This window comes from Novipirellula artificiosorum (assembly GCF_007860135.1).
Lineage (GTDB): Bacteria > Planctomycetota > Planctomycetia > Pirellulales > Pirellulaceae > Novipirellula_A > Novipirellula_A artificiosorum.
Genome location: NZ_SJPV01000038.1, coordinates 1 through 14038 on the forward strand (window position 1 = coordinate 1; position 14038 = coordinate 14038).

General features: G+C 55.1%; 2 protein-coding genes. One reads left to right on the forward strand and one right to left on the reverse strand.

Annotation, left to right across the window (positions count from 1 at the left end; translation table 11 throughout):
• Positions 1–466: 466 nt before the first annotated feature.
• Complete coding sequence (locus Poly41_RS33235) at positions 467–5494, reverse strand: protein kinase domain-containing protein (RefSeq protein ID WP_146531680.1); 5028 nt, start codon at positions 5492–5494, stop codon at positions 467–469.
• A gap of 716 nt (positions 5495–6210) precedes the next feature.
• On the opposite strand from Poly41_RS33235, the gene Poly41_RS33240 reads away from it, so the two are divergent.
• On the forward strand, positions 6211–13755 hold the full coding sequence (locus Poly41_RS33240; RefSeq protein WP_197231984.1) for a dockerin type I domain-containing protein: 7545 nt from the start codon (positions 6211–6213) through the stop codon (positions 13753–13755).
• Positions 13756–14038 lie beyond the last annotated feature (283 nt).

The window sequence follows — 14038 nt, forward strand, 5'->3', positions numbered from 1 at the left end:
GATGCGGAGCACACCGCCGCCGGGCTCCGAGGCACTCGTAGGAAGCCAACACAGTGTGAGCAGCGGATTCAAAACGAATACAGTGACCCATAAATAGCGATGCATTGCAGCGGCCCCCCGACCAACTACCAGTTCATTTCAACTCAAAGGACGCGACCGCGAATGGATGCACCCATTTTTTGTCTTTGATCGACCTCCTCGCAGGGGAGGGATTATGCCAATTCTACAGATCGGACTGATTTTCCTCGTAAATCCGGCTTTCTTGGTCGTAGGGCGGCCTCGCCGCCAGCCAAGAACTTCGCCTCGGACCCCGATTTCGCCCACCAAAGCAAGGGTTCGCCTGATGTGAAAGCAAACATGGCATAGAGAAACCTGCGCGGTTTCAAAACCGTCGAAGTCCAGCTGGAAAGCGGTGCGTTACGATCAACTCAGAAAAAACCTGAGCATGGCGCGGCCACTCCTTTGGTTATCGAGGCAGAAACAAATTGGTGAATTGAGAAATGTCCTCTCGTGTCTTCTGCATTTCAGCACCTCCGTTGGCCAGATAGTCACGATATTCGAGCAGTTGTTCTCGTAGCGACACGCGTTCTTGCGCAGACAGTTTGTCGATCTGCTGATCGATTTCCCTTCGATGAGTTACCCGATCCACAAAAGCATACAATTGATCATACATGGATCCTTGAAGAGAGGCTCGGAACGTGCTGTCCAAACCCTTCGACTGGGTTTCACGCAACAGGTTCAGGTAATTTTGAATCCGTTCCACAAGCGGATCCGAGGAGAGTGATCTCTCATTCGCGTCAATCACGAGGGCATATTGCTGGGCGACTTTGTTTGCACCAATCTCTTTTCCATACTTCCGGCATTCTGTTTGAAACCTATTGAGACAGCGAATTGCTTCTAGGTTTTCGGCTGCTGGGGATTCGAACCCGGCGCGACGCAGGTAAAACGAGAGTTGGGCGAGCCATCTCGTTGTCTCTTGCGGTTTGGCAGAAAGATCATCGTACCGTTGCTGAGGAATTGCTTTGATTGGCTCGATGACATCGCTTAGTCGTTGTAACTCCACCAAAATCGCGCATCGCAGTTCAAGCCATTTCCAAAACACCTTCGGTCCAGGGTTCTTAATCTCTTCAACAAGAATTCTTAAAGCGTTGTCGTCGTCTCGTTCCTTCCCGCGAGCCTTCAAGCAATCAGCATAAAACCATAGGTAATCGTTCAGGTCTTGTTGCTCCATTGGGCTTTTTGCAAAACCTCGCAATAGGCTGCAAGCTCGTTTTACATCATCAATCGCATCGGCAAGGTTACCAATTTCCGCTCTGATCTGTGCCCTACAATACAACCAATCTGCCTGAACCACGGACGATTCGCGTGGGTCAAGTTCTCCGAGATCCCCGTCAGCGAGCCTCATCTGCTCCACCAAACCGAACTCTTTGGCGTATCGAAACCGGCAGCGAGCGAGGTAGGAGCGAGCCTTCATCGACTCTCCTTTGTTCGTCTTCTTACAGGCCTGTTCGAAGGCTTGGATGGCTTTGAGATAGAATTGCTTCTTTTCCGCAGCGGGCAAATCGCAATAGAACGCCAGATCCTCACTGGAGTTTCCAATCGCCATGTAGGCCTCATTGTGGGTGACGGCTAGCTTCCCACTGTCGCTCAACAAATCACGAGCCTTCTCCGCACTCGCGAGTGCACTTCTCAAAGCCTTACTCTTGAACTCGATTTCATCTTGTACTTCAAAGACAACTAACACCACTGTATTCGCATGCCTCACATAGACTTGGTACAGCTTCTTCAACTGCTCCAGCGACATCGCATCAATCTGTTCCAAACGCTCGACCGCTTCGGCAAGTTCCGAAGCCGCGATCTTTAACGCCTTGGTTCGTTCTTGCGGGTCAGTCTTGCTGCGTGCGTAATGGTATTCCAGGAAGGCATCGGCAACGGCAACATTGGGATCCTGGGCATCAATCTGCTTCGCATTTTCGACGTATCCGGAAAACACTTCCAACTGTTCCGGCGTCCATTGATTGCCAGAATCCCGTTGACGTTGCTGCAAAAACTCAGCCGCGGAAATCAGGTAGGCGACTTGTTCCGCCTTGGAGGTTTCGTTTCCGGCAAGCCTGGCAAGTGTTGCTGCCGATCGTTCAAGCCGTTCCAGCCGTCTCAGTGAGGATTCCGACGAGCTTAAATCGAGCGACTCGCATTCACGACCGATGTTCAGATAGTGCTTCGCAAATCGGGTCAAGATCGCATCGGGTAAGGATGATTTACCCGTGCGCAAATCCTCCTCAATTCGGTCCATGGCAGGACGAAGAAAGTTGTCGAGTGTATCGCGTTTCGTGATTGCAGAGTCCATTAATGCAATCTCCGTCACGGCGACGGTTGCTTGCAGTAGTTTCGTATGCGCGCCGACGTCCCCTGTGTTTTCCTGGCAAAACGCAAGCTCGCACTGAAACGCGGCTCGAAAGAACTGGCCGTTGCGAGCAAGCGGCGGCGTATTGGGATCAAACAGCAATTGCAACTCGCTGGGAGTCCGCAGATTGGAATCGAATTTCCCCTCGCGTTGAGCAGTTGCCACTGCAAGAACGAAATCCTGGATCCGATACCGTTGCACGACTTCCGACGGACTTGCAACACCGCTCTCAAGTACATCCGGCTGCAACCACCATTTCGCTTGATCCACTCGCTCCGCTCCCCCAGCCCCCTTGCCATCGTTGCTTTCCATGAAACGCAACTGCAAGACTTCGTGGTCTTTCACTCCGGATTCGATCGTGGCCAACTCAAGCAGTTGGCCAGCAATCCACTCGCAACGCTCCGCTGCCAATTGATTTCGAATCGTCTCCGCATTGGAACCCGTTTGCATTTGGTACCAAAGATTCGCTGCGTCCGCAGGGGCGTTTTCACAGATCGAAATCAAGCCGCGGAGGTAGTCGAAATAGCCTGCCGGCAATTGATCCGATACATTCCCGAACGCATCCAACTGTTCCATTTGCCGCTGCAAATCGGCAATGGTTCGGTTTCCTACAAACGGGATCTTTCGTCGGGCGCCGATTTCGAGACTGATTGCGGACGTCAGAAGCTGATGAAGGGGCGAGTTGCTGTTGCTGCGAAGCCGGTCGATGATCCCGTTCAATTCCGCATCGTCAAATTGTTTCGGCCCTACGTTGATCGCGGCCATCAAGAGGAGTGAGTCAATGGCTGGCACCGAAGACTGCGGTGAATCGCCGACAAGTCTTAGTCCCTCCTGATGGATTGCCCTTGCATCGTCCAAGCTGATTTTCTTTGCTTTTGCCATCACATGAGTCAACACTTCATTAACCCATGGACTCATCGCACCAAGAAAAAACGTGTTGACGGAGGGGTCAACCTGCGACAACTTTGCGTTCACCTCTGCCAACAACTTACCAGCATCCTGCGGTGCATCGACTTCAAGTCCACCACTTAGCATCCCAAAGAACTCCGATTTCTGCTTGACGATGAGATCACGGAGATCCAGATTTGAATCCTGAAACTCCTTTAACGCGTCGGCAAAATCGTCCCATTGTCCCTCCACCATTTTCCTCTTCATCGCATTCAAGTCTGCGTCGATGAAGATGTCCGGCCAGGTTCGAGTGATGCGTTCCCGCAAACGGGGTTGACGCTCGGTCGCTTGCTTCAATTGAGCAATGAAACCGTTTTTCCCTCCTTCCATCTCGCCCCAACGCTTGCGGGACCATGCCGGTAACGTTTCGGACTCTGTCGATGCGAAGACTTGTTGAGCCGCCTCAAGGTCACTCAAGACGTTGCCATCAGCGTAATGGCCTGGCAAAGCATCTTCATCGTGATGTAGGAGTGCACGACAGACGATTGCAATCGACTCTCGTTCGGAAGGATTGCCACGGGGAAGCGAGTTTCGGTACTCAAGCTCTAGCTCAGGCGTGAGCGATTGTCGATCCAAGGCTGCAATCTGAACTCTGGCTGAAAGCACGTCCCTCTTCAATTCGCTTGTCTCGAGCTTCTGCAAATCGAGCAAGTTTAGCTTCGAGTCACCGAGAACCGTCTCGATGATGTCAAGTTCTTTTGAGATCGCATCGTTCGGCGAGGCGAATCCGCCTTGGACCAGTTGAGAATGGCATGCATCGACCCACTTCTGGCATGTCGCCAAGGTGAACGTGCGGATCTGCATTTTCAATTCCGGGTCGGCACCGGAAAAGGCTCTTTCGACATTCCTGATAAGACCTTGATGGAGTGCAACCTTGGCATTGAATGAGACTTGAGATTCCGTATCGACAAAACCGAAATCCTTTTCGTTCGCGCGAACTTGCTCAAACAGCACTTCGGCAGCAAACACGCCGCGTCCAGTAAACCGTCCCCACGACTCCGGTGCAACCGAACGCCACAGAAAACCGCTGCCGACGATCATTGCGACAAGCAACACGCAACCCGCTATCAGTCGTGGCAGCGTGATCGCTCCGCCGGACTTCTCGACCCCACTGGCAACCGCCAGCGCCTTTATCAAATCGGTACACGAATCGAATCGCTTTTTCGGGTCAGCCTGCATCGCGATTCGCAGTACTTTGCGTTCCGGCGATGTCACTTCATTCAGATCCAGATTGCCGGTCCCTTTCGCCAAAATGATCGTGGCTTCTGTGGTGATGTCAAATGGCAATAGACCGGTGCGAAGTTCAAAGTAGGTGACTGCCAAGGCATACTGGTCCATCGTCGAACTGTAAGTCTGCCCCCCCAATACCTCGGGTGCGGCATACGCCGGCGATGCGAAAACGCGTCGCGTCAACCTGCTGTCGCCTTCCATTTTGTTGGCTAAACCAAAGTCGCAAACCTGGACTCCGCCGCCAACCAGCAGAATATTTTGCGGCTTGACGTCGCAGTGATAGATCGCATGAGAATGATTGAGTAAATCAATCGCCTTAGCGGCCTCACGCAAATACAAAACGCACTCCTTCGGCTCCAACCCACAGGCAACTTTGCGATCCTCGCGATCCTGCGGATTCAAGCCTGCGTTCAGCCTGACCTGTTGCAAACGGTCGTGCAGCGTGCAATCGCCTAACCCCATCACAACGATCAACTGCTCGGCATGGCGTTCGTCCTCGGCATCGCCCGAGTCATCGTCAATTGTGCGATTCGAAGCAGGCGGCGAAGAACCCGCTTGCATGGTGGCCGTCGCCCAGTTGGAATCCTCACTCGACGAATCCAGCACGACGCTGGTTTCTCCTTCTTCAAGCAGATTGCCCTGACTGTCCTTGGTCCAAAATCCGTGGACCGGACAAAGATTGGGATGGCGGATATTGCGAAGCGCTTTGAGTGCCTTCAGTTCTTTGCGACCACCAATGTCCGACAGCGACCGAACCACTTTGATCGCAACCTCGGTTCCCCCCGCCGCACGGCCCTTCCATACGTCCCCCGAAAAACCTTTTCCGAGTCGATGAACGAGCGTGTAACCGGGGACAACCTCTTGCCCCTCTTGGTACTGTAGCTCACTCGAATGGGACCCTTGATTGCTCATCTCACCCTACCGCATCCAAAACGCCAGGAACCTTCCACCCACTGGTTTGGGTAGCCTACCCCGTTTGACGCCTCGCAATTGCTTTTCGCACGATCGCTGGTTCGGAGGGAAATGTTGGGTATTCGTACCCCACTCTCGAATGTTCCTCCCCAAAAGCATTGTAGCAAAACCGATGGCAACGTGGCTGAGGCCAGCCGCGTTTCGCAAATCCGTGGTGGCGCAGATGGATCACGGTTTGCCGTTGAAAACGCTTCGAAAGCTGTGCAAACCAGCATGTCATCTGAATCGGAGATACCCGTTGGATGCGAGAGAGAAGGGAACCGATTTTGGATCCCGGGGCGAGCGAGGGACGCCTGCTGCAACAGGATCGTTCGATCCCATTGGCGAGGGTCAGGTAGGGCATTTCTTCCAGCACCGATATCGGAGTCGTCCGGGTGGGGCTAGTGCTGGTTTCCGCTGCCTGGGAACCGGCCTACCAAGATGCCAGTGCAAACCTCCCAAAAAGCCCAGTTCCCCAGCCTTACTTAGTTCCATCGTGGGTGGTTTCGGTGTAGTCTTATACATTGCATCGTGCGTAACAACCGGTACTACCTGAATAATTGTACAAAGGCGTTTGTCTCATGTTTCCCCGTCTATTTGAGCTGATTCACTCAAACCCAAGAAAGAAACGCCAGCAAATCGCTCGGAAACGTCGTGGCGCTCGCGCACGCGGGGTAATGTCTCGACAGCTGATTCATGAATCGCTCGAGGATCGGCGGCTACTGGCAGCGTTGACCGTCAATTCGTTGGATGACAGGACGCCGGAAGGCGAAACCGTTGCCGTCGCTCCGGCGCCGCTTGCCGCTGGGCCGACGACTTTGAATGCCCTCCCCACCGCCAACGATCAAGTCTTCATCGTCGGGACGGATCGTTCGACGCCTTCGGGCTTTTCGCATTCGGGCTTTCGTTTTGATCGCGACGGGACCTTTAATGACAAATTTGCCTTTGATTCTGGGGTTGTCGCCACGATTGCGACCAACGGCACTGATGTCTTTACCGGGAATTTCGGCAGCAATGTAATTAGTCGGTATTCGCCCGATGGAGCATTGCTCGGCGTTTTCGCAGACACCTCGGCTCTTGATGGCAATCTGTCGAACCTTGAGTTCGACAGCGCGGGCAACCTCTATGCGTCGCATGCCGGATCCGTATCGCAACCAAGAACGAGCGTTCGATTTGATCGTGCCGGGAGTCTAACGGAAACATTCTCGGATCCTCGTTTGGTATTCCCCCAGGGTATTGATGCGGATGCCTCGGGCAATGTATGGATCGCAAACGCGGCTGGTGTCGGGGTGGGCGTGGAGTTATTCAAGTTTTCTTCTTCCGGTTCGTTGCTTGGCCAATTCGACTTGAATGACATCGTGGGTAGCCCCAGCGACATCGCCATCGACGAAGCGGGAAACCGATTGTTCATTGCGGATGAGTTTGGCAGCGATTTGGGAGTCAGTGCGTTCAACATCGAGAGTGGTTCTCCCGTACTCATCGGCTCCATTGCAACACCGGGCCTCACGGGAGCTCTCGGGCTCTCTTACGATTCTGCCTCCGGTAATCTGTTTGTGGCTGATGATTCAGGATCGCTGGAAATCGCGACGTCAGGTGACGTGGTCAACACCTATGCCACAACCGAATTGGAGGGTCCCTGGGATATCGTTGCCTTGCGAACCGAGATTCCGGATACCGACGTAACCCTATCTAACGGTATTCTGACGATCACGGACAGCAACGGGGGGGATAGCAACGATGACCTGACGATCCGTTATGCCGATGGGATCTACACCATCACGGACAACGGTGGTCTCACGATCGATGCATCCTCGATCCCCGGGGCAACCGGAAGCGGAACGAGCACGGTCACGATTTCTGATGCCAGCGTTGCCAGCCTGATCGTGAACACACTTGGGGGCGACGATTCGCTAACCATCGATCGCAGCGGAGACGACTGGACCGTGCCGATTGCCTTCAATGGTGGTGATAACAACGATGAAATTTCGCTGCTCGGCGGCACTGCGACAACTTTGTCCTTTCACTACGCCACCGAGAACGATGGCGACATTGATATCGACGGTGCGACGATCCAGTACACGGGTTTGGAACCCATCACGTCGACGATCACTGCTGTCGATATTGTGTTGAACTTCGGAGCCACCGATGAAACGATCACCGTGACGGCGGTAGGGGCGGGACTAACGAACGTCGATTCTGATACCGGCGGCGAGACGACGACGTTCGCCAATCCGACCGGATCGTTGACCATCAACACCGAGGCCGGTGGTGGCGGTGGTGCAGATACCATTTTGCTACGAGGTTTAGGATCCGGTTTCGATGCGAACTTGAGTGTAAGTGCAGGAACCGATGATTCGATCACCTTGCAGACATCGTTGACCAATGTAGGCAGCGGCAATGTTGAGCTGTCAGCTGGAAGCGTTTTGTTCGATGACGCGAATCTGTTGACGACTGGGGCAATCTCGCTCGCCGCGACGGCTGGCTCGATCACAACGAACAACATCAATGCGATTGATCTTCAGGCTGCTTCGGCGACGCTGACGGCGAGCGATGGGGTTGGTACTTCGGCAGCGGGAGGTTGGCTCGATACGCGTGTTGATTTGTTGGAAGGCAGCTCCGGCGCGGGCGGTTTCTTCGTTCGAAATAGCGCCAGCTTCGCGATTGGCGGCGTGGGGCCGTTGGAAGGCGTGAGCACGACGAGCGGCGATATTGAGTTGCAATCCTCGCTTGGAATGATCACGGTCGGCGAAGATGTCGTTTCCGCTTCGGGATCGATCTCATTGACGGCAACGGATTCCGCAGGTTTTGGTAACGACTTGACGGTTCAACCGAGCGTCATGGTGCAAGCATCCACCGGTTCGGTCACGTTGCGCGCGGGCGATGACTTGATGCTTTCCGATGGTTCGACGGTTTCCGGCAATGTGGTCAGCTTGCAGAGTGATTTTGGTGACGCGGACGTTGGGGTGGGAACAACCGTTTCGATCCTTGGCACGATCACCAGCACGGTTGGCCCTGCGATGGCCGATGCGGTCGGTAACGATGATGATCTGATCATCCTCAATCCCGGTGCGGGACAATCTTCTGATGCGATTACCCTGAACGGACGTGCGGGCAACGATCGGTACAACATTTCGTTTGGGCGACTTGCTGGCGATGTGAACATTGCCGATACCGTTAGCGGGAATGACCAAGCGAATTTGTTCGGGACCACTGCCGACGAAACGTTCAACATCGACGGACAAAACGGCGGCACGATCGAGAACGTGACAGTTGGCGAAACGGTCGTTTACGCTTCCACGCTTGAATCGCTGACGTTGATAGCGGGCGATGGCAACGATACCTTTACCGGTTCCGCTGGAGCCGACTCAGGAGTCGAACCCTCTTTCTCAACACTGATCACGCTCGACGGCGGCAACCCTGTCGGTACTCCGCCCGACGATTTGATGATCCTCGATCCGCTGGGTAACGCGTTCTTGCCAACGGTCGACACGATCCAAGTCGATGGTGATTCCAACGGCTCCGTTGGCGAAGCGACCGATTTCCGCATCTTGACATTCTTATCGCTCGAACAAGCGGTCGACCTGAATTCAGCAAATGTTTCGATCGTCGGAACAGCCGACGACGACATTTTGACCGTGAACGCCACATCCTCTGATTCGGGAACGGTTCAATTGACCAGCGGCGGTGTTGCGGGTCCCATTTTTAGCTTCAGCGGAGCCAACAGCCTCTCGTTCTCAGGTCTCGATGGCGACGACGTCCTACGGATCAATAACCCGGTGGCCGGGTTGTTTGATCCCGCGGATGGCATCAGCTTTTTTGGTGGAGCTCAAGTCAACGGCGATTCGCTCGAAGTTCTCGGCGGAGCTGCGAGTATTGTCGAACACGTCTTCCTGAACGACCACGACGGCAGCATCTTCTATGATGGCGAAGTGACTCCGACCATCAGCTACACTGGCTTGGAGCCGGTCATCGATACGATTACCGCAACCACTCGAGTTTTCACCTTCACCTGCGGCGCGGAAACGATCACGCTCGGTGACGGTGCGGCCGCGAATGACAATCTCAACCAAATCGATTCGACTCTCGGTGAGAGCGTCTTGTTCACTAGCCCGAGCAGTGCTTTGACAGTCAATGCGGGCAGCGGAGTCGACGTCGTCAACGTGACCATGCTCGATACGCTTTATGCTGCATCTTTGATTGTCGACGGCGGTGCCACCGACACGGACACGTTGACGATGACCAATGTGGATTTGATCAACACTCCCGGACGCGGCTTGGCGGTCAGCGAATTTGAGACGGTCACGATCACCGCCGGAACGATCTCTGGTAACACCGCAGTGCTCGGCGGCGGTATTCGCATCAACGATTCCACAACCGCGACGACCACGGCCACTTTGGACAATGTGACGATCTCCGATAATCGGGCGACAGAAAGTGGCGGTGGCATTTGGAGCGATGCGTTTTCGCTTACGATTCAAGGCGGCTCTATCGCCGACAACGCTGCCAGCGGGAACGCAATCGGTCAAGGCGGTGGCGGTGTATTCAACCTTGCCGGCACACTTGACATCGATAATGCGGCGATCCAGCGGAACCATGCCGACGGAGCGCTCGGCAACGGCGGTGGCGTGATGACTGTCGGCGGAACGGTCACCATCGACAACACGACCATCGCATCCAATGAAGCAGCTCGCGCCGGCGGTGGAGTCGAGAACAACGGCGGGAACGTGACGTTAACCAATGTCACTGCCGGAGGGCCCGCCGTGGCCGACGGAAACACGGCGGGCGTCAACGGCGGCGGTTTGCATGCCTCGGGCGCAGCAAGTGTCACGCTTGTCGATGGCGGCTCGTTCCAGAACAACGTCGCAGCCCAAGAGGGCGGCGGATTGTGGAACGGCGATGGCCAAATGACGATCCGCAACAACACGACCATCGTCAATAACACGGCCAACTCGGGGGCAAACGCAGCCAATGACCAAGGTGGTGGTGGCGTGTTCAATATCGGCGGAACGCTCGATATCGATGACGCGACGATCACGAGCAATTTGGCCACGGCGAACAATGGCAACGGTGGTGGCGTGATGACCGTCGGCGGAACGGTCACCATCGACAACACGACCATCGCGTCCAACGCAGCGGCTCGCGCGGGCGGCGGAGTCGAAAATAACGGCGGAAACGTATCGTTAACCAATGTTACCGTCGGTGGACCAGCCGCGGCCGATGGAAACACGGCGGACGTCAATGGCGGCGGTTTGCATGCCTCGGGCGCAGCAAGTGTCACGCTTGTCGATGGCGGCTCGTTCCAGAACAACGTCGCGGCCGAGGGTGGCGGGCTCTGGAATGGTGACGGGATTATGCTCGTTACGGGAACCCAGATCGATAGCAACATGGCATTTGGGGCCCTTTCCGATCAAGCGGGCGGTGGTGCGTTCAATAGTACCGGAACGCTGACGCTCGACGGCGTTGCGTTGACGAACAACCTTGCCAATTCAGGTGATGCGGCCGGAGGCGGAGCATTCAATGATCAGGGAACGATGAACGTTCTGAATTCGACGATCCATGGCAATGATCTCTGCGCCTTGACGTACTTGCGTCCCAGTGGATCGATCGTTAACAACACCTTCGGCGTGAACGTGGGCGGCAACCTATGTCCATTGCTTGGGACCGATAACGACGACATCATTCTCGTAACAGATGATACGATTACCATCAATGCCGACTCGTTGTTCTATGACGACGACACACTCGGACCCATTACCATTGAATCAGCACTCGGCAACGACCGATTCGACATTCGATCGACCGATGCAGACAACCCGATCATCGCCGATGCAGGAGATGGGGACGATGTGATTCACATTTCGTCGGACGCACCAACCGATGCAGGCACCTTGAACGGAATCCTAGGTGACGTCACGGTGATCGGTGGACCGCACTCGTCAACTGCCGAAGCCACCGAAACGGTTACGGCCCGACGTGCTCCGGCAACGAGCGTCTCGGTATCGGCTGAGACTCCGGTGGGTGACATTCTGATTGTCAGTGACGACTCCAGTCCCATGGATAATTCCTACACGCTCAGTGATTCGGCTTTCCAGCGGACTGCGGCGGGTGCAACCGGAGTGATTTCGTATCAAACCGTCGAAACGCTCGATATTGAGACGGGCAACGGAAACGACACCGTAGAGGTCAGCACAACGGTTGCCAACAACCAAGTCACTCTTAGCACCAGCGGCGGAGATGACCAGGTCACGATCGTGAGCACCGGGGCCGACAGCATTTTTCGGCTCAACACGGAGGGTGGTGCGGATACGGTCGAGGTTCAAACAAGCGGCGACCAAAGTGTTCTACAAATCGATACGGCCGATCAAGCCGACACAGTGACGATTCTCAATCGTGGCTCCACTTCGGGCATCGACGTCACAACCGGCCAAGAGGCCGACACGATAACGCTCGGTGATCCCGTCGCATCCGCGTCTGCCGTACAAACCAATTCGCGCGCGGTCATTCACGTCCAAAGCGATGCAGGTGAGGATACGTTCGACATCAACGAAGTGTTCTACGAAACCATTGTCGAACTCCTTGGTGGTGACGACAACGACACCTTCAACTTGAATGCCAGCGGCGCGGATGCCGCGGGTTTCTTAGGTCGAATCAACGACGATCCCATCGGTGCAGGCGGACAAGACGCACAGGCGCGAACGCGTGAACTGTTGATCGATGGTGGTGACAATGGTGGTGCAATACGAACGTTTGTCGAAGGGATTACCGTTGACGCCAGCAACCAATTTTCCGAAACCAACGTCCCTAATCAAGACGTCGGCGATACGATCAACGTCAACGCTCAAGATGCCGATGTACCACTTGATCTACGTTACGTCATCACGGCGAACGCACAAGGTGTTTTGGCAACGACAACACCCAGGGCGACTCAAGCAGAGCGTGACACCACGGGAAACGAAGTCGTCGATTCGCTGGCCGTCGAGAACTTCAACATCAACACGGGTTTGGCCGATGAGATTCTCACGATCACCAGCGAGATACCGTTCGGCATCGAGCAAAGTGATCAAGCGATCCGCTGGGATGGTGGCGGTGGAGCCAACGATCGATTGGAAGTGCTTGGCACGGACCAAGCAGACCGAATCACGATTGGCCGGATCACAGGGGATCCCACAATTGAACCGATCGAAATCGACAACGTCGAGTATGCACGCGTTGACGGCAACGAGGGTGATGATCAAATCGCCAACGACTCCACTGCGATCAGTGTGCTCAACGGCGGACTCGGTGCCGACACCATGCTCGGTGGCGTGGCACAAGACGTTTTGACTGGCGGCGACGGTGTCGACTTTATCGGTGGGCGCGGTGGCAACGATATCCTGCTGTCCGATCAGGACTTTGGATCCGACACCCTGATTCCCGTCGATGGTGACTTTATCGACGGTGGCGATCAAGACAATCTGACCCCAGGCGATACTTGCATCCAAATTGGACTCGACAAGGTCGTAAACTGCGAAGTCCTCGGTGATGGCGGCGCCGAAAAAGACGTGCTGACTTGGTTGCGTGCTGTGATCGTGCCGATCGATTCGCTGCAGTTTGAAACGGATCCGCCGGATCCTCGTCTGGCTCCGTTTGATCCCGTCGCGGCGTCGCCGGTGCCATTGGTGGGGACGACCGAAATCAGTTCGCTGTTTCCCGCGGGCAGCGTGCCCGCCCCTGGGGGCGTCCCGGAAGGCGAGAACGTTTTCGATGTCAATGTCGACGGCGCCGTGACCGCATTGGACGCCTTGATCGTCATCAATGAGATGGCCGCTAACTCCGACGCGTCGGTTGCACCACCGGAAGCTGAGCAGGTGATCGGAACGGTCGCCACCACCCGACGCACGGATGTGAATCGTGATGGGCAGCTTTCTGCACTCGATGCTCTGTTGGTGATCAACGAACTCAGCCGTGCGGCAGATTTCGCTTCGATTGCCGGAGAACAGCTCCCCGTCGTGCCACAAAGTTCGTTGATCGAGATCGATCCCTCGACCGAGGAAACCGTGGTGGAATCCGCGGTTGGGTTGCCTGAGGAATTGGTTACTAGCGCCAAACCATCGGCATCGACAACCTGGGCCGATTTGGTCGACCAAGCCTTCGATGCGAATCTGGAAGAAAGGGAGCAGGACACAGGTGACAACAGCCTGGCGGATCTGCTCACGGATCCGCTTGGACCGGATGGAATTTGATCACGACCGCCGCGAAGCGCAGCCTTCGGAATGAAACGATACGGTCGTGGGGAAGACTACTGCGACAATCATTCGGCAAATCAGTTTCGAAACTCGATTTACCCCGAGGGACGTTCGATTGATAACTTGCGGATACTCGCTTTTCCCACCTTTCGTAGATGGGGATGAAATGCTCGCTGCAGAGTAAAACCAAGTGATATCTAACTTCCCCTGATTTCACTCGGAGCAACGAGCAATGTCGAAAATAACCTATCACGTCGGACTGGACTATCACCAACACAGC